Source organism: Photobacterium iliopiscarium, from assembly GCF_003026395.1.
GTDB classification, from domain to species: Bacteria; Pseudomonadota; Gammaproteobacteria; order Enterobacterales; family Vibrionaceae; genus Photobacterium; species Photobacterium iliopiscarium.
The window spans coordinates 86,421-111,000 of the sequence record NZ_PYOO01000008.1 but is presented as its reverse complement, the minus strand read 5'-3'; the positions used below and the strand labels follow the sequence as shown (position 1 = coordinate 111,000).

The following is a 24,580-nucleotide window of genomic DNA, read 5'->3' as shown; positions in this document are numbered from 1 at the left end:
TTTGATTTGGCAGCAAGAAGTGGTCAACAACTGTTAACCACATCTAATTTAAAATTCTTTTTCTATTTCTAACGAGGTATTTAAGCTCTGTTCATTAAGTGGTAATAAAGACTTTAGTAGTTTAGATAAAATTAATGTTAAATTATCTTTAGGTGTGTCTGATAGCTCTACCCCCAAGCATTGTAAAGATGGTGTTATAGGATTTAAGCTAAGAAGGTCATGTTCTTTGACATGAAAACTATTAAAAGAAGAAGATTGATCTGGGAATAAAATCGTCATCGAATCGACGACTGTTTTTCCGGTTCCTTTCTGGTGAATACCGTGTACGTACTTCATAGTACATTCAGGAAGCCTTTTCTCTGAAGCGATTAGTTCTGTAGTATATTTAGCATCAAGAACCGCTAATTTAAACTCTCCATTTAATTGCTTAACCTCGATAACTATATCTGGACACCTGTGTGAATATTTATGCGTATGGGATCTAGCTTTTACCTCTGTTTTGGTAACAGTTAACCCCTCAGAATTAATAAACCTACTATCAGAAATATTTTTATTTAGGGGCATCCAATAAGTTGGCTCTCTGATAAGAATAATTTCATTTCCATATTTATCTTGCCAGTAACTATTAACTCTATCATTTGTAAGAAGAATACTATTGAGCGCTTCAGCAACTCGATAATAACAATAAGATTCAAATAAAATAGGAATACTTTTTATCGCAAATAAATTCTCATATACAGACCAATCTGGTTTACTTTTTTCATACCAGTTAATAAATTCTATAAAAATCGTTCGATAAGAAAGATTTGATGAAGCTTTAGATGTAAGCATCGGTCTCTGTGTTAATACATGACTAACACTTAAATGATTTTCTAAATGAAACTTAAGATTAGTTGCTGAGTTTAAAAGAGTTTTACAACGATTGACTTGCTCACTTAAAAGACGTTTTTTAAATTTCTTCACTTGATCAAAAAAAGATACATAGCCATTTGGAGGGCAAGCAACCGTTGTTTGACTTTCATCAATAGTCTCATATGAATTTAATTGATTAGATATCTCAACTATCAATAACTGTATAAAACCATGTATAACTCTATTTTCATAAACATCAGTACTTTCTTTAAGCTCTGATATTTGAAGAGCATCGGCTCTATACATTCGATTTTCAAAATGTAAATGTGATTGATGAATATCATCACACTCATTTATAACGGAAAGGTTAGACATCAACCACCCTAATGACTCATCGTTAAAATCATGATGATCATTAGGATGGATTACCTTTTGTTCAGGAAGAAGTTTAGATATTGGTTTTCTTAGTACATTTGGAATTAATGATACAAGTAGTTTAAAGCTATACTCTAACCTTTCTAAGTTACTGATTGGAGTATGATTTCCCTCTTTAAATCCAGTATTATATTTTGTAGTTTGAAATAAAGAATGTAACTCATTATCATTTAATCTAGCCAGATATAGCAGCATTAAATCAACATTTTTTGCGTTAGCTTTTGATGCTAAAACTTCAATAGGTTGAAAGTTAATGTAAGTGTAGGTGCCATCTTGTTCTTGGAGCTTAATTGTAAGCTCTGCCAACCCAAAATAATTGAAAAAAAGGCATTCCTGCCTTCCTCCCCATTTTTTTTGTGGTAGCCATTTAAAGTAACAATTACTTTCATCATTATCATATGAGACAGAACTTACACCAATTTTATGATCATAAAGAATAAGTTCAGCATCAATATAATTACAGGGAACAGAAAAAGATAATTCAATTGCTTCATTTTCTTTTACCCATTGGGTGGGTGCTGTAGATGAAGTAATTGCAGGTAAAGAAAATTGATATCCGTCCCTTTCTCCCCTTAGAATTTTAATATTAAGCTTCATTTTTTATAACCAATTAAAAATAAGAGAAAGAGCTTGTAAATTCATTCCCACTTGCCAGAATTCGTTCTATCTGAGCTGTTGATCTAGGGTAAGAACGTCCAAGAATTGTTTGAAGGTTACCTAAGCGTTTTTTAAATCCTAAGCCATAGCCTTCAATATGCGGAAGTATATGCTGTTCGATTGCAAAATCTAAAGCAACTTCAGAGTCTAGTATTGAACCAACAACTGCACAATAATTTGTAATAGCATTTACTTTACGCTTACTTATGTAGATTGGATTTCCTAGTTTTGAATCACGCACTAACAATTGCTCAATAACCTGCCTCAAAACCAAAGAGTTTGCTTTAGATAACTCAGCTTCATCCGGGATAAAGAACTTTTTCATCAAATTTGAATGAACAGCTCCTTCAAGTTTCTTCCCCACAATATTAGGTGCAATTTCACTAGATATATCTAAGTTAATAATTGGAGCTCTATCTATCAAACGAGGAGACAAACGCTCCGTTGTTGCATCATTATTTATTGTTGCGATAAACCTCACTGATTCATCTAATTTAAGATACCTTAACTCTTCTTTAGGGATACCAGTATCAATAGGCCTCGAACCGTAGTCACTATCGCAATGCCCTATAAAATCAGACCAATAATGTTCCATTGATGAAAGGTTTGCTTCATCAAGCAAAATGAGCTTATTTGCTTGATTACTATCATGTTGTAGAAAATTGTAAAGTCCAGTTCTTGATTCTTGATATACACCTTTCAATGAATTATAAAAACCAAGAGTATCTCTGCTTGATACCCAACCTCGACCAACTGGCACAAATAAAAAATTCTTATCGCCTTGAGAACTACCTAGATGCAAAGCTTTTGCTAAACGAGTCGCTGTTGATGTTTTTCCTGTTCCGGGAGGCCCACTCAAAACTGTTAAGAAAGATTGATTTACAGAAACTAATAAATTAGTCATTTCTTCTTGAGAGAAAGCTCTTCCACCATCCTCAGAAAAATCATGACATAAGCTATCAATAAGATCCTCTGCAGTTTCAGGCTGGCTTTTAGCGAACACTATAGGCTTCGCTTCCAAAGAAGTTGTATCAAAATATGACTGACCACTTAAAACTTTATTAATTGCCTCCATTTCTCCAATTTTTTTTGCTAAATCTTGGTTAGGTGTTGTTTGCAAAATGGCAACAAAGCCACTAGCTGCAGATTCAAGCATTTTATTATGTTCTTCTAAATACGATTTCCTTTTATTAAGGTGAACAGTCTCATTGGAAATACCTAATACTTGGGATTGATTTTCTATATTATCCATAATGTTAGAAAGTTCTAACTTCGCTAATTCTATTTCTTTCGATAGTTCATGCTGTTGCTCTTCAAGACGTTTTTTAATAATTTCTTCTTTCTCTGCTTCTTTCTCCGCAATATCTTCTTCGATTTTTTTCTTTTTTAGCTCAATCTTTAATTCAAAATCATGTAATTGAGTTTCTTTTTGTAAAAATGAATCTGATAATTTTTGAAGTTTCAATCGTATCTCTTGCTCTTTTTCATCGGCTTCTTCTTTAACCTTTTCTAAATGCTCTTGCAGTAAAGATAATTTGTTCTCTTCAACGTAAGTTTGCAGGAAGCGTTGTCCCATAGACGAAGCAAGGTATTCTTTTATAAGAGAATAACCAAAATCAGCCTCCACCAAATATTTATCTAATAATTTTTTCAAACGCTCAACACGTTCATCTTGTTTGATTATTTGATTAGCTTTTTCACTTTCTGCAATAATCTGTTGTAACCTTTCAGCTTCTTTTTTAGCTAAAACTTTAGATTTTTTTCCAAAACCTTGAGCATTAACAACACGAATTAGTTGATCATCAGACAAATAATCAATGCTTGGATTTCCTGACTTATATTTCGATATAGCTTTAAAAGATGTGATGAACTTCTTCTCTACACCATTAATAAACACATCAACAATTGTATCTAACACCTCTGAATAGTTGAATTTCCCTAAATATCCTTTTCCAAAACTAAGTAAAGGATGCACAAAAGGTTCAACCATATACCTCTTATCATCAGTTTGAGTGCTAGACATCGGCCCATATATGTCTTCGTTGTCTAAAATAAAAAATGGCTGAGATGGAGGAATTACATCTAAAGGTAATAATCCTGCCTGTTTATCAGGAAGTTCTGCGATCAATATTGGTAAAAATGTATTTTGAGGAAGCTTTTCTACATCATTTAGGTGTGCTCTGTATTTCAAACCATCTTTAGTTTCATCCAAAGAATGATTAGATAGAATGAAAAGCTCATTCGTTTCATATTGCTCATGAATTGTAGGAAACCCTTTCGTTATCAATATATCACTAGGGTATTCTTCTCTATTTAAGTGTCGATAAACTCCATCCTCTTGCTCAGCTAAAAGAGGGATTACAAACCCTTGATTTTCGTTAAGAGCTGTTGATTTAACTACAATTAACTTTTCAGATATTTCTTGCTGCATTTTTTGTTCCTATCAAATTTTGAAATTTCACACGTATATTTCAAGGATTTAAATTCAATATTTGCATGTAATGCTACACTAGATATAGATGATAGTTATTGATTACGCGCACTAAAATAAGTTACATATGGCTGATTCTTCAGCTAGTACATCAAAGAATAATAATTATTTAAAAAACATAGGACAGCCATATCTTTACTTTGTAAATTACGCTGTGAATATCGAAATCAGGCCTTAAGCCACTAAACCGAAATGTCCAAGAATTAGGAATTGCTTATTAAATCGGCTTCTCAATAATGTGGTCTTAACTTAAATCAACATTTTTAGTACCGAAGAACCATGTCATCGCAAATCCCACAAGATATGAAATCAGCAAGCCAATTGTAAATATTGCCATACCCGCAAAAATACCTGAGCTTGATGTCATTAATGGCAAGGCAACAATACCTGATGGGCCAAATACCGTATTTAAACCAATTGGTAACCCCATGTAAGAGACTAATCCAATAAAGAAACCACCAGCAGAACCGCCAACACAAGCAGTAACAAAAGGTTTAACGCGCGGTAGCGTAACGCCGTAAATAAGCGGCTCGCCAATGCCTAGGAAACCCGGAATAATTGCGCCTTTGACTTGCGTTCGTAGCAACGAATCTTTTTTAGCTTTAGCATATAACGCTAATGCTGCCCCTACTTGTCCCGCTCCTGCCATCGCTAAAATGGGGAAAAGTGAATTAAAGCCCTGAGCATCAATCAAAGCAAAATACACAGGTACAAAACCTTGGTGAATACCAAACATTACTGAGATTAAGAATAATCCCGCTAAGATCGCACTGCCGAATGGATTACCATTAAGGTTGATGAATAACCATGACATACCTTTAAATAGCTCACCGCCAATCGGCATGATTATCACAAAGGTTACTGCTCCCATAATCAACAAGGTGATCATAGAGGTTAAAATCATATCTAGATTATCGGGAATAAATTGACGGACTTTTCTCTCAACACCAGCACCAATAATGGCGGCAATTAATACCCCAATAATATTGCCACGAGGATCAATACCATTACCAAAAAAATCCGTCATTCCTGAGTAAATGCCAGTGGTTACATCTGGGTTATAACCTAATACAAAAAAAGACGCTAAAATCGCACCATTAACGCCTGAACCACCAAATGCTTGCTGCGCATTATAACCAATTAGGATACTTAAAAAGCTAAACAACCCTTTACTAAAGACTTTCATATACGCAATTAAATCAAGTAAATGCGTATTAGGTGTTGCATGACCAAGCACAAAAAGTTGTTCTAATAATGTTGCTATACCGAGTAGCAAACCCGCGGCAATAAAACCTGGAATTAAAGGCGTAAAAATAGTCGCAAACTTACTTAGAAAACGCTGCGCTGCACTGGTTTGTTTTTTCTTTAATTGTTGCTTATGCGCAGAAGCAACATCTTTAAGATCAGTTTGCTGGTTTGATATATCCCTTGTCTCTCCCGGTTCTTTCTCAAGCATGCTATTCATCATTTCAGCCGCCGTTTGTGCTTTACCCGGCCCTAAAACAATTTGAAATTGATCATCACTCTCAACTAACCCCATTACTCCTGCAATGCGCTTAATTGAATCTCGATCAGCTAAGTTATCATCTTGTAATGTAAGACGTAATCGCGTCATACAGTTACCACATTTGATAACATTTCCCTTGCCACCGATTGCCGTGAGTATTTGTTGTATCATTGAAGCGGTTATTTTGGCCATCTTATGCTCCTTAATAAAACCTATTGTCTAATCATTCTTGGTCTAAAAGTGCATGACGAATAAAGCCATTATGTTTACTCAGTTTTGCTGCGGCCAACTCTGCATCAATATCAAGTAAAATCATTAAGATGGCGGTTTTACAGTGATTATTACATTGGGCTAATGCAGCCGCTGCCTGTGATTCTAAGCATCCCGTCGCTTCAACCACAATATTATGCTGACGCTGAATGAGCTTGGCGTTGGTTGCTTCAACATCAACCATTAGGTTTCCAAACACTTTTCCGGTACGAATCATTGCGCCAGTGGTTAACATATTCAGCACTAGCTTCTGTGCGGTACCCGCTTTCATTCTTGAAGAACCCGTTACGACTTCAGGTCCAACAATGGGCGTCAAATTAATATCTGCAATCTGCGTCATTGGACTATTGGCATTACAGCTTAATGTCGCAACCGTTGCACCAACGCTTGTTGCATAGTTCATCGCCCCGAGTACATAAGGCGTACGCCCACTTGCAGCAATCCCTACAAGTACATCTTTGTTATTAAAACCAATTTGTTGTAAATCCGCAGCACCAAGTTCAAGGTTATCTTCTGCGTTTTCAACGGCTTTTAAAATAGCTTGATGTCCACCCGCGATTAGACCAACCACTACGTCAGGGTTTGAGCCATATGTGGGAGGACATTCACTGGCATCTAAGATACCTAATCGACCTGACGTTCCAGCGCCTACGTAAATCAAGCGACCGCCAGATTGGAAAGCATTTGCAATAAGATCAACAACCTTCGCTATTTCAGGAATAATAGCTTCTACCGCTAAAGCCACTTTCTGATCTTCCTGGTTAATCACTTTCAACATATCAATTGTTGGAAGCATATCGATATTCTCACTCACTGCATTTCGGCTTTCGGTCACTAAGGTTGTTAGGTCGATCTTCATCATCAGCTCTCTCGCTTAACTATTAGGTTTGAGAGAAATCATATAGAATAAAAAATTCGATTAAGTGACAATAATCACAACTAAAATTATTCATTTTATGCCAACATTAGAGAATAAATAGGATTAGCAATATCTACACACAGATCGAGAAATGAAATTTATCCCTTTATTTTCAATAAGATAACAAAACATTACCAAAAGAATAATATTTATCCAATATTGAATAATTAATTCAAAAAAATGAGGAAATTATGAGTATTTTAGAGAAGATGCAAAACCAGAGAAGTTGTTTGTCGAGCAATGGTGTGAAAATATTAGACTTTATTCTTGAAGATCCAGCGTCATTAAGCGCTTACGTAAGCCAAGATTTAGCCGCCAAAGTTGGCGTTTCTCAATCAGGTGTCATCAAATTTGCCCAACGGCTTGGATTTAAAGGTTTTACGGCTCTTAAACTTGCCATTATTGAAGATCTTGCTCAACAAAAGGCCATTCTAGAGCCTAAAAGACCCATTCATAACAAAATTCATAGCGATGATTCTTCATTAACTATTGCTCAAAAGTTAATTCAAGAGAAAACCCACGCTATGATTGCAACAACCAATGCCATTAATTTTTCTGAGTTTGAGGCTATTGTTAAGCAGCTCAATCAAGCGCACCGTATTCAAATTGTCGGCATCGGTGGTTCCGCATTAACAGCGAAAGATCTTACTTTTAAACTATTAAAAATCGGGATTACAGCACTCAACGAACAAGATACGCATGTCCAAGTTGCCACAGCAAATACACTCACTAAAGACGATATACTCATCGCGATTTCATTTTCAGGCACACGTCGAGAAATACTTGTTGCGGCTCAATCTGCCCATGATAAAGGCGCAACAATTATTGCGTTAACCAATATTAAAAAAAGCCCCTTACGAAAATTAGCCCACTACACGATTGATACCATTGCTGATGAAAAACAATTTCGCAGTTCTTCTATTTCTTCTCGAACGGCACAAAATGTCATTACAGACCTACTTTTTATGACGTTATTACAACTGAAAAATGATAAAGCAAAACTATTACTCAACGAGATATCCTCCGCAGTAGAGAGGATCTGATTTATTTTTTATGTATAGCGTAGGTATAAAGGACATAGTATTTTTAATAAAACACTTAGTTTAAACATTTATATTAATATACAACGAGCTAAGCAAACTGCTGGAGATATCAAAAAGTAAACTTCATTAGCGTATGAAGATTATAATGATGGAAAAATAACAAAGTAAAAACCACCATAGAAAAAAATAAATGCTATAAAAGTAACCAAACCGGCAAAAAAATTTAGCTTATTATCATAATAACTAATCCAACCACCGGAAAAGAATATATTTTTTGTAGCTAACGCGTACACCACATTTAACAGCGAAATAACAAAAGCAATAAAAAATAATATTTCCATTACACACCTCATTTTCATAAATATATAACTAAGTAGATAAAGACATCTCGTACTAACTGGTTAGGTGAAATAAGTCATTAACTATATCTATCACCTCGAAAGCCGATACTAGATAGATAAAAATCACCGCCAAGAAGATCGCACGCTTATCTGATGAATTTGAGCTCCACTGCGCAATACGCTTTACAATACCGAAACCGACTAACACATATGACAATATTAGTAATGCACTTGCCAAGTAAACTAAAAAGATCGAATCACTAATCACGCATTTCCTCATCTCTATATTGGTGCAATTCTTTCATCGCACGGTAGGTTGCTGATTTGGACAGCGACTTCCTGTCAGTGATATCACCTCAAGCGCTCGGGACACAACTAAGCCTGTCATAATTCCTATACGCTAATGCAGGAAGTGGTATCATCTAATTGTTTACGAGTAATATTTCTTAATATCATGCCAAAAACATAGGACAGCCATATCTTTATTTTGTAAATTACGCTGTGAATAAATACCTTATAGCCCTCGCGAGATCATTCACTATAGGACATAACAATAACCAAGCTGGAAAAAATTTAACTTATTATCATAATAGTTAATCCAACCACCGGAAAAGAATATATTTTTTGTAACTAACGCGTACACTACATTTAATAACGAAATAACAAAAGCAATAAAAAACACGATTTCCATTACACACCTCATTTTCATAAATATATAACTAAGTAGATAAAGATATCTCGTATTAACTGGTTAGGATTAACTATATCGTTCAACCTTGGATAACCTTTCTTAGTTATTTCATATCTGTAACTACAACATTTAATATTTCATGTAGAGTTACATTTCCCTATCTACAGAATATTACCTTAATCAAGCATATTAATTATTCACAACATCTATATTTATCTACCAACGCAGCACTAACATTGAATGATAAAAATATAAATTACTTTATAATGTGTAAGCGCACCACAAACCCAAAGTCATTTGAGCAAACCAAAAAGCTAAAAACTCGCAAACAACAAGCAAATATTTTTTAAGCATTGCTGAATTATGGTTTGAGCGTAAAAAGGAGAACATCACGCCCAAATACGCTTATCGTGAATGGCGAACATTAGAAAAAGACGGTAAAAATTCAACCATTAAAAGAATATGCCAGAGTGTTAATCAGATAATGGATTTCGCGGTTTAATACATACCAACTCACTTGCAAAGATCATTAAAGTATTTCGAAAAATACCGTATTACACATGCAAACAATGCGGCCCTGAAGTGATCAAGTAAAACTGTACACCTTTATAGATATTTACATTAAGCGGCTGCTTCCATAATTACTGGCGATAAGTAGTTGTTATAACTATGGCCCCGCTTGGTGTTGTAATGCTGCAATATATATTTGAGCGTATCCTTTCTGCTTCTACAAAATTGTTATAGCACTATTTGGACTATCTGAGCATGCCCAACCCACAATTCTTCGAGCAAATGGGTCCATAACAGCGGCTAAATATAACCATTTATTACCAGCCCAAACGTATGTCACATCGCCGCACCAAACTTGATTTGATGCTTTAATATTAAATTTTCGATTTAATAAATTCGGAGCTATTTTAGAGACATCTTCTGATATTTTATCTTTATGTTTATTCGGCTGTTTACTTATAATACCGAGCTCTTGAATGCATTTTTGTTCTGGCGTCATAGCTTTTGAGGTTGGTGTTATTCCACCATGTTCCAGCTTCAATTGAGAGACTCAGCGACTCATTGCCGTGTATCCAACAGCATTACATGCTTCTTGTATTGTGTAGCCTTTATTTAGGACCAAATTAGCAGCATCGTGCGTGAATTCGACTGAATAGGTTGTTCGAGATTTTTGATCGCACGAAACAATGTACAGTCGATGATTCGGAGTATACAAAATTGAATAGCCTGTATAAATCTAATAGATACCTAATGTTACAAACCCGATTAGGAATCCAAATGAAACACCCCATACATCTGCGTTTGTTTCCAATTTTATAAACTTACCCCATATGTACTTATTCTCAATAATCACCAAGAGAGCAATGATTGGAACCAAACACATAAAAAGCACGGTTTTATCTAGTAAAAAATTAAATTTACCAAGCAATAGGCTGTGAAAATCATCGCACTGCCGGGCAAGCCAATAACCAACTACTGACCCTGCAATACTGGGAATTATACATCTCTTTGGTATCAAGCCAATAATCCCTCTTTGTTCTCTTTATAATTTCTATTAGTCAAATATGACTCGATAATCAAGCTAATCAGTATTGACTGCAATATTGCCAAAGTCACAAGTAGTAAACTGAGCATTATAACTGGGCCACCAACAACTAATCCAACACCAAGTGTAGAGACCAAGTAACTAGAAAGTGCATAAGAGCCAATAAAAGCAGCGGTATTTATAACTATCTGGCCGACTTTTTGACTAGTTGTTAGATCTGGATTTAGTATAGTGTCAATGATTGATATTGTTAAGCTTGCATTTCCAAACATCTTCGCTAAACGAGAATATAACGGAGAATTGCCTGGATTAAACCAATGATCTTTAAACTTCGATTGACCATCAAAGAAGCCTCCTATAGACGCGAAAATTGTGGACAACGCTCCGCCATTTGCTCCTCCTGAAATTTTATAAGCACCCGATCCCGTTTCAGGATCTATTTTGACGTACCCGTACCCACTCCAACCATTAACAGTGATAGGACTCTCATGAATTGTGACAGTATTTCCAACCTGAACCGCTTGATAAATTTCTTGTCGCACATCATTATGCAATGACAAATTTTCTACCAATGAGATATTGGCTTTGTCAAAGGTATATAGTTTTTGACCTTGCGAATTGGCTAATCCAATCAACTTAACTGCGCTGACACCACCATTGTTATCAGAAAAGAGCTTTTCAGGAATCGAATGTTCTAGATATGAGGCTGCTGCTCCTGAATTTCTGTTAAACGTCATCCACCTATCCCTACAATTGGATTTCGCTTCAGCATTGTCCGATAGACGATCTACATCCATGACAACGCCAGAGAACTCAATCTTACTCGGTAAACCAAATAAATAACTTACTGAAATAGAATTACTAAAAGTACCGAAGCTCGGCTGGCGATAGTGGACAACGCCGCTCTCGAGTGCGGCTAACTTACTCATCATATTGGATTCAACCATAAATGACTGAATGCCTGTTTGTAGTACCGCACCGATAGTGTTGTGGTTCGATACTTTTTCTGTAGCTCCCTGATCAAGATAAGACTTTGCCTCCGATGCTACATTGGCAATATCCTCGATTACTCTTTTGCTTACGCCATGACTATCAATACCAATGGCATGATATTCACCCGTGATGACGGGACTTTCTTCTAATTCCCAACCAAACCTAGGAGTCCAAAAACCTTTTCTTGAACTTAGCTCTTTGCCTAAAGGTATCGAGCCTCTCTCTAGGATAACGCTCTCGTCTATGGATATTCTAGCTTTTAAATTGATGAGCCCATACGGCAAGCTACTAGGCACACTCGAAGATGTGTAATCACTTGGTAGATAGTCGATTAAGGCATCGATATCTTGTTGAGTACTAGGCGCAAAGCTCATAGCAAGTCTGCTACTTAAAATCTCGGGTAGGGATACTACAAAGCTCAAAATCGTATTTGAGAACACACCAGAACCGTCATTGAGTTCATATTTAAACTTATGCCTCAAGTTATCCGGTAAAAATTTCAGTGACTGACTAGCCCTCACTTTCAAATAAGGTAACCTTGGGATTCTATCGCCTACAAGCTGAACAATATTTTTAGTACCAATCACCTCCCCCAATGTCACTGATTGGCTATTTATATATGATTCAGATTGAGATTGCATTTCTTGCAGCTGCAATATTAGGTTTTCTTGGTTCAGCCCTTTAACCCAACCATCCACTTCATCTACAACCAAACCCTCCACTATCTTTGATACAAACTTTTCACTATCAAAAGTCATAATACTGTTGATGTCTAAAGGAGTTGTATAGTCATACTGTTTAAAGCTTGGATCGGCAGCTACCCACTCTCCATTTTGATAAAATTCAACCCACACGTGCTCGATGTTGAATGAAACAGTGTCGCCGTTCGAACTTTTTACAATGATATTTGGTACACCACCTTGGCCAAGTAGATTCTGCGCAGCTTCTACTTCATTCACTCCTCCAACCCAATTCATAACGTTGCTTGGGTTGACATCTACTGAACCATAAACGTACCTTGAAGGCACACCAGAAGCGCGGAGAAGTGCAATCATTAAGCTTGCTTGGTCAAACGCATTCCCTCGCTCCGTTTGTACGGTATAGTCAGCGCCTTGAATCGAGCCAAATGCTGGTACGTATTCAATGTTGTTATAAACGTATTGGAAAATCTTCTGAGGGTTTCTTTCTAGCGTCTCAGCCAACTCTGTAAGTTCAAGTGTTTGAGCTGTATCTATATTAAACTGAAGATAATCATCTACCGAGATATTTCTAACAAAACTTGCGCGAGCTATTGCCGGTGAAATTTCAATGTCTAAACGTGTTAAAAGTGAGCTCATATCCTGAGAGGGGGTATAAGCTACGTTCGGTAGAGAACCAAATGGCATATTTTCGCTATCATACTTATGATGTTCTGGACCGATCTTAAATTGAGTCAACAACTGATAGAGGGCTTCCACAGACTCGATGTTCGTATCTTCACCTTTCAGTTGTTCATTCAAATTTCGGTCTATCATTGGCCAGTACTTATCGAATGAGGCTATTAATTGGCTCTGCATTTCCTTTACAGTTTCGCTCTCAACACTATCTAGTACATCCCAATAGCTTTCTAATTCCTTTCTTGTTCCTTTTGCATATTTTTGCAACTTAGAATCTAAAATAGAAAGATTATCCTCATAGCGCTCTAATACTTTGACCTTTTGCGGTTCATCCTTCGAATAAAAAAGAACTTCCCTTGTGATACGCTCAAGATTAACAAGTCCATCCATTAATTTTTCTGAACTTGTTTTCGGGACTTGTTTACTCTCTAACACATAATGCAATGCCAGCGCAGATGGAGAATAAAAAACAAACATAAAACAAGCTAGCAGACTATAAATGATAGACGATAATAACTTTTTATTTTGTCGTATATCATCAAGTTGAATATATTTAGTTGTCACTATGATTTCCTTTCTAGCGGCATTTTCTACGGTTAAACAAGCTTGGCGCAGTAACTGCAACCGAGTATTTTTGAAGATCGATTTTTCTTACTGAGTCACTCACTTCCAACACAACTTCGTACAAACCAATTTGTGTTTCGTTTGCCAACCATTGGATTAACCCGTTTTCACTGATAGTCATCCCTTCTGGTGCCATTATCAGTCGATATGTAATAGTGTCTCCATCACTATCGGCAGCAACTATCTGATAGGTATAAACTTCCTCAGTCTTTGCTTGACGTTTAGGCAAACTTGTTATCACCGGAGCTTCACTTTCACCTTGATATTTCACGGTTAAGTTGATTTTTTGAGTATCGGTATTACCTACTGCATCGATTACAGATATACTGACAAAATGATTTCCAACATCCGCTTCAGTTACTGCCCATGTACATAAGCCTGAATCATTGACCAACATTCCTTGCGGCCCTTCATCTATCTGATAGCGCAAAGGGTCATTATCGAAATCAACGACTTCTAATTGGTATATATAATTCATACCATTGTAGACTGATAGAACAGGGGTACTTATAATGGCGGGTTCGTTTCCGCTGTTTACACGAATGCTGTACATTTGCTCCGCATACGCACCGTAGTTATCGTAAACCTTTAAAGTAACGGGATTACTTCCCTTTTGATTGATTTCAGGAAGCCAGGTTACCGTCCCGTTTCCAGAGACAGTCATTCCTGCTGGCGCTTCAATTAAGCGATAAGTTAGAGCATCACCATCAGGATCCGCTGCAATAATAAGGTCCTGATAACTGGTCCCCACAAAGGCTTCAAGTAGAGGGACGGATGTAATGACAGGGTAAACATTGTTTAACACTTCACGAACAGTAACATTGAAGCTTTGTGTGCTTTGCATACCGAAAGGGTCTTCAGCAACAACAACAAAGGTGTGCGTACCCAACCGGGAAGCATTTGGTGTCCATTCGATTTCATTTGACGCGGTTAACACAGCCCCTTCAGGAGCCGTTGCCAACGAGAACGATACTGGGTCACCATTTGGATCCTTAGCAGACACCAAGTATTTGTAGGGGGTATTAATTGCTGCAATACCTGTTGGACTACTCGTAAACTCCGGTGCGGCGTTACTCGGATAGTAACTAAAGGTAAAGCTTTGCTCCGCAAAGACGCCCGACTGATCAGCGACTCGGATACGTACGCTGAACTTTCCGTCAAGTTGTGTACTGGCTAGCCATATGACTAAACCATCCGTGTCTATCACCATTCCAGCAGGTGCTTCCATCAACAGGTATGACAGCGATTCACCTTCTGGATCTGAAGCCAGCACCTGATAGTGCAAGTCCCCATTACTCTGAACTCGCCAACTTGGTTGGCTTGCAATGAGTGGTGGTTGATTTGCAGTTTCAACTACCTGTACATCGAAGCTCTGAGTTGTGACGAGTCCTCCGGCACTTCTCGCTGCAACCCTAACAGAATACGTCCCTGATTTACTCGGCTGCCACAATACCAAGTTGTTAGCATCAAGGGTCATTCCGTCCGGGAAAGCTTGCAGACTAACGTCTATCGGTTGTCCTAAGCTGTCCGATACCAACACTTGGTATGTAAACGTTTCGCCCAATTGCAGATACGTTGTAGGTGTGCTGGTAAACTCTGGAGCGTCTCCTGTGGTGACGGCAGAGATAACAAACGACTGGATGGCAGCTAAGTTTTTATCATCGATAACTTCGACGATAACGCTGTGTCCGCCATCTCCACTGACTTGATCCGGACGCCAGCTAATTTCACCCGTGTTTTCATCAATGATCATTCCTTCTGGTGACTCGATAAGCTGATAAACAAGAAGGACATTTCGATCGCTCTCTGCTACCACCTGGTAATAGTAACTCGCCCCTACCTGCGCTTTTAACAACGGTTCACTGATAATTATTGGTGCCCGTAGAAAATCGAGAACATCAAATGAAAGCAGTGTTGTCGACTGCAGACCCGCGAGATCTTGCACTGCAACTTCAGCCATCAGCTGCCCAACGTCAGATTGCGTTGGCTGCCACGAGACAACACCACTGGTCCCGTTGACACGCATGCCAGCAGGTGCATCAACAAGAGCGAATGAAAAATCATCCCCAACATTCGGATCTGAAACGTTCAACGCTAATTGGAATTTCTCACCAACCTCAAGCACAATTGGAGGGACTGGTTCAATGACCGGGGACTCATTGCTCTCCGCCACGTTAACCGCAAACCATTGTGTAGCTTCTGCCGCTTGACTATCCGTCACTTTAACTTTGGCAATCATGGCGCGCGTCTCATTGTTATCGGTCAGACACTCCTCATTGCTACTAACAACTATGGTTTCAATGTCATCACCCAAGGCGCTTTCTGGTATATCTTTTAATACCAATAGCTGGCTGCTTTCTGTAGCTATGTTTTGAACATCAACCTGCCCAATAAAAACACCTTGACTATAGAAAGCGACAGCGAAAGGATGCGTTGTGTCTGCCAGACCCCGGTTGTTCAGCGTCGCAGCTACATGTACTAATCCACTCTTGCTTTCTGAAAGCATTATCCGGTTAACTTGTAAGTCGGCCAGATAAATAGGAGGGAGTTGATCTATGATCTCCTTAATCTTAATATCAACAATCGCCTCAGAGAAAGACTTCGCTCTAAGTCCCCCACTTCGCAGGAAGTTAAGGTCCCAGGCTGCTCCCCCGCTTTCAATGGCCAAATTCACGTAATCTCTTATACTGGCGCCAGAACCGCTTACAGCCCTTGCCCCATTACAGGTGTAGTAACTGCCACTGCCATCGGCTACAAAGCCTATTCCTTCAGCAGTCATCCCCATTGCAGAACTGCCATCGTCACATCTGAACGATGAGTTAGTGACAGCATTGAGTAAGGTCCTGGTTGACTTGAGTTGCTCCAACATCTGTTGGTAAGACCAAGATAGGGTGACATCTCTATCTTCATCTGTAACAAGAATTAAGTTCTTCGCCGAGTCTGTTCTCAATGAGTAAGTGTCCAGCGTTCCTTTCATGGCACGATAACCATCTTCTGTACCGCCGTAGAGTCTTAACTGCGCTACTAAACGGCTAAAGCTGACTGACTCAACCATTTCCTCCCCATCAACCACCAGATAGCGGGACCCGCGTTCATATCCGACCAGACCATAAAGGTTCTTCGCTGTGCTTTCACCAACGCCCGCACCAACCAGACCTGCTTCCAACGACGGCACCAAGCCTTTAAGCCAATTGTGCTCTCCAGACATAGAGCCAGATTCATCCACTACGACAAAAACATCTGCACTACCACTCACGCGAGTTGTCGTGCTCTGAATGATTTTGCATTGCTGATTAGTTTGCTCAAATCCCTGAGGTGGCAATAAGACGTTCTGCCACTGCACCTCTCCGGTAATAGGGTCAATCGTTATGCTTTTATGACCATGCACCAGACTGAAATGCAGTTGTGTGTCCTTGTCATCCGTAGCTGTAACTTGGTAATGATAAGGCAGCTCTTTAGCAACCACTTCGACGGGTAGTGAGGTAATCTGTGGCGGTTCATTGGCCACAGAAACGACGGTAAGCTGGTATTGCTGATTATCGGTTAACCCCGGAGCATCTTTAACCTGAACACGCACTGTCGTCGGTGGATCTAAACTTTCCGGTTTCCAAGTAATAAGGCCAGTGTCCGCATCAATAACCATTCCCACTGGTGCGTCTAACAGTTCGAACGTCAGAGGATGCGATTCTTCATCTATCACGACGACCTGATAAAGGTAAAGCTCTTGCAGAACAGCCTCAGAAATTGGTGCGGAAACGATAACAGGAGCATTGTTACCCGGTGCAGTAACATTAACATTGAAGCTTTGGCTGTCTTCAGCTTTACTGTCGCTAACAACGACTTTAACAAGATGGCTACCTGTATCCCCGTTAGAAATATGCCATGTAATCAATCCTGTTTCAGCATCGATTAACATGTTTTGTGGCGCATTATCCAAATAGAATGAAAGCACATCCCCGTCTAAATCTATAGCGGAGATCATATAGCTATACAGAGCATCTATGGTGCTTTCTGTAATTGGCGTCGACGTGATTTCAGGGGCATAATTAGACGGAGCATCTAATCTCACAACAAAAACCTGGCTGTCAAACTCTCCTTTATCATCAGTCGCAATCACCTCTATTGGAAACTCACCAAAAGAAGAAGCGGTTATGTTGGTTGTAACCCAAGAAATCTCCCCGGTGATTGGATTGATCATCATACCATTGGGTGACTGCGTTAATGAATACGTAATCGGATCCTGATCAGGGTCTGTTGCCACGACAACATATTGATATTCATCGGGCCAAGTAACTTGAGTGATAGGCGTTGACTCAATAAAAGGAGGTTCATTGAAGCTTACTAAGGTGGACAAATCTCCTTTAAAGAGCTCCCCACCTAAATGCATTGATCCAACCCATTGGTTCGCTATCACTGTTCCCATCAAATCGCCATGTGGTGCGCTAATATTTGCATGAGGCGCCAAGACGTGACCTTCAATTCTTATTCCTGCAAAGTTCAGCTCACTAGAATCAGGAAAGTTAAAAAGCACTCTTTCTCTATGAACAGCAAGAGATGACATACTTTTACTCTGTACACTATTAAATTTCGTGCTGTCCCCAAGCATATTAATAATAATGGTCGCTTCTGGAGGAAGGCAGTTAAACTCAAAAGTATGAGCGGATTGGAATTGTACACCATCAATATTAAAGACTTGAACCGGAGAAACACAATCACCTTCGAGGTATAACCCGCCCCACTGATATTTTGACTCGCCTGTTACTTCAGCTTCAGCAAGTTGCTTTGATACTTCCTGATAGTATTCTTTCGACGAAAAAATAGAGTTTTCAAGAGCTATGTTTTCAATACTAACACCAACAGGAAAGCCGGTAATAACTGAGCTACTTATTCCGCTAGTGTCACCCTCAATACGAATCTTCCCTTTATAAAGTCGACCTAAACTAAAGTTGGCATCCCCTTCAACAAGTAAGCCAAAATCACTAAAGTCTTGGGGTAAGCCAGCACCAATAGAATATCCAACTATATCAAGGTTCCCACCTACAGCCAGTCCCCTCTGACTGTTACCCGACCCAGAGTTGAAATCATTAAATATATATCCACTAAAGTTAGTGGCAGGCCAAAGCAAATCATCTTTTCCAGCGTTAATTGAATGAGATGTTACAAAAGCTAATAATAGTAAGAGGAAATTCATCATCCTCATTAAAAAACCTTCCTTAGTTATTTCATGTCTATGACTACAAAGTTTAATATTTCATGTAGAGTTACATTTTCCTACCTGTGAAATGGTACATTAATCAGTCAACTTAATTATTCACAACATCTATATTTATCTACCAACGCAGCACTAACATTGAATGATAAAAATATAAATTACTTTGTAATGTGTAAGCGCACCATAAACTCAAAGTAATTTGAGTAAACCAAAAAGCTAGAAGCTCGCAAACAACAAGTAGATACATTTTTAACCATCGCTGAATACGCCCAGAACAACTGCCTGACCTTTTAGAACACTTAAACACATGCGCAAGAATACAAACTAAAACCAAATTACTCATTCTGTGGCAATTGCATACTATGACGAGACCCAAAGAAGCAGCTACAACTCGTTGGGCTGATATTGACTTAGAAAATCGAGAATGAGCAATTCCAGCTAAAAATATGAAGCGTGCTTATTACATACAAATGAAGTAAGAGCAAATTACAACTACTCTGATTATTTAGAACAGCGTAAAGATATTATGAGCTAGTGAAGCGCATATATAGAAGTCGCCGCACAAGGCAGCTTCTTCATAAATAAAGAATAGTTTTCATATCTTATTTGGAGAATGAAGCACTCGACGACCAATAACCAATCGACGATTAAATTAATTTTTGTTCCACGAGTAATTTACTGAAGATGGTATTTGAGGGCTTCCACCAGTAAAAATTTGTCAATATAAAAAGTCCATTTCAAAATCTTTACGTTCAAAAACATAACGTATAGAACGTTTGATTTTCTGAGAAATACAATCAACTGCTGTCATGTAACCTCTCAGATTAAAATGGTTTTAGTATGAAACTGATCGTTAATGACATAGTGACTTTATGTTATTTTAACAACATAATGAAAGTTATATTACTGCATCTCTAAAATTGAAATTAAAAACATAATTTACAACTAGCCTAAGTGCTAATACCAAAGATGAAAAATACTTAACTTTATTTGGAAGAAAATTCCATGAGTAATATAAATACATCAAACATTATTAACTGGTATCAACAACGTCATCCCGAGTGGCAATTAGCTAATAACAATAATCCAATTGCCAATGATACCCAAAAAGTAATTAATGATTATAAAGCACATATTCTGATGCCTATTGAACAATATTTTGGACTAACTACTATTACCTATGGCTTCACATCTTTTGAACTCTATAAAAAAGTACAAAAATCATCCCCTCAACATACCGCACCAACTTTAGATCAACACACAAATCATGAAGTGAATAGTCGAGGAAATCTTATCTGCAAACGTGGTGGTTTAGCTTGTGATTTTATCGTCGAGGGATTTGAAGAAAATATGGGCGTTATTGCAAAATATATCGTACAGAACTTACCTTTTGATCGCATTTACTTCTATGGCAATAATAAACCACTTCATGTCAGCATTGGTCCAAACAATAGCCAATTTATACAATACATGTTGCCATCACCAAAAACAGGCTTACGTTACCCAGGAAAAAGATATAATAAAGATAACTACTTAACTGCAGAATTTAAGGATGAAAGATGAATGCAACGCTATTTAAAGAGCTCATATCACAACTAAAAGTAGGCAAACAATTGCCTGATGCAGTATATCTTCATAAAGATGCCCTTATTGAAGCATCTGAATCATTACTGAATTTTATTCCGGCCGTTGCTCAAGCTGTTAAAGTTAACGAATGGGATCTTGTGAAGCTTTATAAGAAAGAATTTCGACTATCGCTGTTAAGTTACCCTACTTTTTATTCAGAATCTTACCCCGCCCTGCAACAAAGTGTAAATATCGATTTAGTTAAGCTCACACATAAGGTAACCGATTACAGTAACTCCGATAACCCACCGATTCTACACCGCAAAGAAAACATGATCACACCGAATAACCCACACTTTGAACATTTTAAAAATATTACCCAAGAAGGCGAAAATGCAGGATTATACGAAAATACTCGTATTATTGGTTTCAAACATTCTTGGCACAATATTATAGAAAGGCACGGTTATGAGTTAGTAGACGGGCGATTATTCAGATCCTCTGCTATTAATCCATCAACTGACGATCCAACTATAGATAGACATAAAACAGCGATTGTACGGCACGACCTTTCAGCACCGATGAAAACGTTAGTTAAGAATGATTATTTAAACGGTGAATATTCTATTTTTGACTATGGTTGCGGTCGAGGCGATGATCTCAGAGAGCTTGAAGCTCATGGACTAGATGCTATAGGCTGGGATCCTAACTTTCAGCCAGATAACGATAAAACACCGTCTGATATTGTTAACTTAGGCTTTGTACTTAATGTTATTGAAGATCAAGATGAACGTTTAGAAGCATTACTTGGCGCTTGGGATTTAGCTACTAACTTACTTGTAGTATCTGTAATGCTTGCTAATGATAGCTACATTGCACAATTTAAATCATACAAAGATGGTGTTATTACTTCTCGTAATACATTCCAAAAATATTATGCTCAATCAGAAATCAAAGCATATATTGAACGAAACCTGCAAGAAGAAGCAATCGCAGTTGCCCCTGGCATTTTTTATATTTTCAAAGATAAATTAGTAGAGCAAAGTTATCTTCAGCAAAAATATAAACGTCATCATTCATGGCAACAACTCACATCGCACCAACCAGTAGACTCCAAAGATAAAGCTAAATTACTCATCACGCAGCACCAACAACTCTTTGATGATTTCTGGCATACCTGCTTAGATATGGGTCGAATACCTGCTAATGAAGAATTTGAGCAATCTAGAAAAATTAGAGAGCTCATTGGCTCACACAAAAAGGTATTCAGTTTACTGCAAGATATGTTTGATACTGAAGAGTTTGAACAAGCAGAAAAAAACCGCAAAGAGGATTTGTTACTCTACTTTGTAATGGGGTTATTTGAAAAGCGTAAACCTTACACACAACAATCTGAAGCATTAAAAAGAGATATCAAAGCACTGTTTGGTGAATACAATACCGCTATTAATCTAGCAACAGATCTTTTATTCGCGATTGCTGATACTGAATTGATCAACACCCAATGTAAAAAAGCGCATAAAACTATGTCTGCCAGCTTATTGAATGACAGCCATTCTCTGATCTTTCATCGTGATTTTATTGATGAACTACCACTATTATTGCGTGTTTATGTTGGTGCAGCATTACAGATGTATGGTGAACTTGATGACGATATCGATCTAATTAAAATACATATTCGTTCAGGAAAGTTAACTCTTACCGCTTATGATGATTTTAATAAATCAGTGCCCTTTCTAGTTGAACGCATTAAGATAAAAATGGCAGAGCAAGATATCGACTTCTTTGATTATGTTGATGAAAGTCGTAGACCGCCTCTATTGAATAAACACTTCTACCTTTCACAACATAATGAAATATATAAAAAACAGCTTAGTTTTGATAAAAGACTTACTAAGCTGCTCCACTTTGATTGTGCAAGAGAAACTCAAATGCATAGAACAGAATTTGATCATCTATTAACTAAAAATAATAAAAGAATCAGCGGATATTTTATAAATACTCATAATTTAAAATTGTGATCAACTATAAATTAAATCAGCATCAAAATCATAGAGTTCAAAGTGCTACTTTTGTATTCCAATCCCTTTTTTAATCATAATTTCCGCCAACTGTTCGCCATCAATAAGAATTATTGGCACACAACCTGCTTTAAAAGACACGATCTCTGCTTCTTTTGTAAAAGAACTAGTAGTAATAAAAATACCTTGTTCGAACTCACCTGTAATATCACCTCTAAACTGAGATACATCAGGTCTACCAACTTTATTATGGGCTGCGTATCTTTTACATTGAGCGGCAACTCGCATTTCTGCAATACCAATTTTTAAAGCACCTTTAGCATCAATTCCACCATCCCGGCCAATCGATGTAACATTCATACTTTTAAAACCATAACGATTCAAAAAAAGTTCACTAAATTCTTCAAATTCTGATGCCGATAAAGAACGTAAATAAGCTAATATTTCTGCTTTACATCGCTCTTTTTACTGGGCCGCTAAATCAAAAATAAGTTTCGCACAACTATCACTCAGGATCTCTTCTGGAGAAGGTTCTTTGATCTCATAATTTGAGTTAGATTTATCTCGATGCTTTATTAATAACTCATACTCCCCATCAGCATGTTTATAGAAAAATCGGTCTTTATGCATCTGTGAAATATTTTTATTAGAGCAATGTCGATCTAACGTAACACGTAATGCTGATAGTGGCGTTTTAGACCCAAAATGATAGAAATCATTCTCAATAATGATTCTATAGATATCTCCCAATTTAACAGGCGCACCTGCGATACCTAAAGCGTTTACAGCTGCTTCATAAATTCTCATGGCTATTTATAAGTATTGCTTAATCTTTTCAATAAGTTCCGGTAATGGTAACTCTTTTGTTTGATAACACCAAGACATACGGATCGCATTATCGATACGATCTTCATTTAACCCCATCGCACTCAAAACATGACTAGGGGTATAACTAGAAGATGTACACGCTGAGCCATTCGAAACTGCAACAATTCCCTTTAAAGCGACCATTGCAGCCTCAGAATTTACCTCTGGAATAGAAAAATTAAGTACGTGTGGCGCAGTATTATCACCATTAACCATTATTCCAATTTCAGCAAAAGCACTAAGTACTTCATCTTTTAAAGTTTGACAATATTGAGACCACATTTCAGAATTTTTCTTAGCTAAAGAGCATGCTTCCCCTAAACCAGCAATCAATGCAACAGGGAGTGTACCTGGTCTTAAACCCCGTTCTTGACCACCACCGAACATTAAAGGCTTTAAAGGTGTTTTTTTAAAACCTCGACGCTTTACGATCAAAGAGCCAATACCCTTAGGTCCATATAGTTTATGTCCACTTACACTAATCATATCAATACGATTACAATTTAAAATTGCACTATACTTTCCAAAACCTTGTGCTGCATCTACATGAAAATAAGCTTCATGATCATTCAAAACATCACAATAACCTTCAATATCCTGAATAGAACCTGTTTCATTATTAATATGCATAATGCTAACTAAAAAAGTATCTTCTCTCAGTGCATTTAATAATAACTCTTTTGATACCACCCCTGACTCATCACAATCAAGATAGGTAACGTCAAAACCTTCAGACTCTAGAACCTCAATAGGCTCTAAAACCGCTTTATGCTCAATTTTAGTCGTTATTATATGTTTCTTATTGTGCTCTTTTGCCCACGCTTTAAGACCAAGAATTGCAAGATTATTACTTTCAGTTGCACCACTAGTAAATATCACTTCATTTTTCTCGACACCAACAACATCAGCAACTTGCTGTCTGGCAAGCTCTGTTGCCTTTTTAGCCCTCATACCAAATTCATGAGTTCTACTCCCTGAATTTCCATATTCATCAATCATATACTTCCAAACTATTTCAGCGACCTCAGGAGCCATTGGAGTCGTCGCGTTACAATCTAAATATATAGTCATTTTAAAGCCTTAACAAATTAGGAGACATTAATAAGCAACTAGCGTATATTACACCAACTGTTCGTACGAACAACAATAATTGTTCGTAA

Annotated in this window: 15 protein-coding genes; 4 read left to right on the top strand and 11 right to left on the bottom strand. The window is 37.6% G+C overall.

The genetic code is table 11. From position 1 onward, the window contains the following. Window positions 1-48: 48 nt before the first annotated feature. The 4 genes from C9J51_RS12880 to murQ form a co-directional block, all read right to left on the bottom strand. Window positions 49-1,884, bottom strand: coding sequence for a DUF2357 domain-containing protein (locus C9J51_RS12880; RefSeq protein WP_107275205.1), 1,836 nt, complete (start codon window positions 1,882-1,884; stop codon window positions 49-51). A 13-nt stretch (window positions 1,885-1,897) separates the two neighbouring features. Then, the gene (locus tag C9J51_RS12875; protein ID WP_107275204.1) at window positions 1,898-4,375 is read right to left on the bottom strand and encodes an AAA family ATPase; all 2,478 of its coding nucleotides are present in this window, start codon (window positions 4,373-4,375) and stop codon (window positions 1,898-1,900) included. 304 nt (window positions 4,376-4,679) lie between these two features. Beyond that, window positions 4,680-6,134 (bottom strand): PTS N-acetylmuramic acid transporter subunit IIBC, encoded by a 1,455-nt coding sequence (gene murP, locus C9J51_RS12870; protein ID WP_045039852.1) that lies wholly within the window; start codon window positions 6,132-6,134, stop codon window positions 4,680-4,682. A 31-nt stretch (window positions 6,135-6,165) separates the two neighbouring features. Further along, window positions 6,166-7,071 carry an N-acetylmuramic acid 6-phosphate etherase gene (murQ, locus tag C9J51_RS12865; RefSeq protein WP_045039851.1) on the bottom strand — a complete coding sequence of 302 codons (906 nt, stop codon included), beginning with the start codon at window positions 7,069-7,071 and terminating at the stop codon, window positions 6,166-6,168. Window positions 7,072-7,322: 251 nt separating this feature from the next. Between murQ and C9J51_RS12860 the strand changes: the two genes are divergently transcribed. After that, complete coding sequence (locus tag C9J51_RS12860; RefSeq protein WP_107275203.1) at window positions 7,323-8,174, top strand: SIS domain-containing protein; 852 nt, start codon at window positions 7,323-7,325, stop codon at window positions 8,172-8,174. Between the two features lie 140 nt (window positions 8,175-8,314). Here C9J51_RS12860 and C9J51_RS12855 read toward each other — a convergent pair whose 3' ends face one another. The 4 genes from C9J51_RS12855 to C9J51_RS12830 all read right to left on the bottom strand — a co-directional run bounded on the left by C9J51_RS12855 (window position 8,315) and on the right by C9J51_RS12830 (window position 18,948). Next, window positions 8,315-8,515 (bottom strand): hypothetical protein, encoded by a 201-nt coding sequence (locus tag C9J51_RS12855; RefSeq protein WP_107275202.1) that lies wholly within the window; start codon window positions 8,513-8,515, stop codon window positions 8,315-8,317. 1,418 nt (window positions 8,516-9,933) lie between these two features. Next, a complete protein-coding gene (locus C9J51_RS12845; protein WP_146144927.1) occupies window positions 9,934-10,257 on the bottom strand; it encodes a DDE-type integrase/transposase/recombinase in 324 nt (107 codons plus the stop codon). A gap of 473 nt (window positions 10,258-10,730) precedes the next feature. Beyond that, entirely contained in the window at window positions 10,731-13,694 is a 2,964-nt protein-coding gene (locus C9J51_RS12835; RefSeq protein WP_045040942.1) for a transglutaminase-like domain-containing protein, read from the bottom strand. 13 nt (window positions 13,695-13,707) lie between these two features. Beyond that, complete coding sequence (locus C9J51_RS12830; RefSeq protein WP_164838182.1) at window positions 13,708-18,948, bottom strand: choice-of-anchor A family protein; 5,241 nt, start codon at window positions 18,946-18,948, stop codon at window positions 13,708-13,710. 281 nt (window positions 18,949-19,229) lie between these two features. Between C9J51_RS12830 and C9J51_RS19735 the strand changes: the two genes are divergently transcribed. From C9J51_RS19735 to C9J51_RS12815, 3 genes are all read left to right on the top strand, one after another. Beyond that, window positions 19,230-19,394 (top strand): tyrosine-type recombinase/integrase, encoded by a 165-nt coding sequence (locus tag C9J51_RS19735; RefSeq protein WP_082301469.1) that lies wholly within the window; start codon window positions 19,230-19,232, stop codon window positions 19,392-19,394. A 577-nt stretch (window positions 19,395-19,971) separates the two neighbouring features. After that, entirely contained in the window at window positions 19,972-20,529 is a 558-nt protein-coding gene (locus C9J51_RS12820; protein ID WP_107275200.1) for a hypothetical protein, read from the top strand. Further along, window positions 20,526-22,553, top strand: coding sequence for a DNA phosphorothioation-associated putative methyltransferase (locus C9J51_RS12815; RefSeq protein ID WP_045039849.1), 2,028 nt, complete (start codon window positions 20,526-20,528; stop codon window positions 22,551-22,553). Before C9J51_RS12820 ends, C9J51_RS12815 begins: the two co-directional genes overlap by 4 nt. Before the next feature lie 45 nt (window positions 22,554-22,598). Here C9J51_RS12815 and C9J51_RS19665 read toward each other — a convergent pair whose 3' ends face one another. The 3 genes from C9J51_RS19665 to dndA are packed head-to-tail and all read right to left on the bottom strand — an operon-like array spanning window position 22,599 to window position 24,491. Continuing rightward, a complete protein-coding gene (locus C9J51_RS19665; RefSeq protein ID WP_280124441.1) occupies window positions 22,599-22,997 on the bottom strand; it encodes a restriction endonuclease in 399 nt (132 codons plus the stop codon). A gap of 21 nt (window positions 22,998-23,018) precedes the next feature. Then, a complete protein-coding gene (locus C9J51_RS19660; RefSeq protein WP_244907444.1) occupies window positions 23,019-23,360 on the bottom strand; it encodes a winged helix-turn-helix domain-containing protein in 342 nt (113 codons plus the stop codon). 6 nt (window positions 23,361-23,366) lie between these two features. Continuing rightward, window positions 23,367-24,491: a cysteine desulfurase DndA gene (gene dndA, locus C9J51_RS12805; protein ID WP_045039848.1), complete on the bottom strand. Its 1,125-nt coding sequence runs from the start codon at window positions 24,489-24,491 to the stop codon at window positions 23,367-23,369. Window positions 24,492-24,580 lie beyond the last annotated feature (89 nt).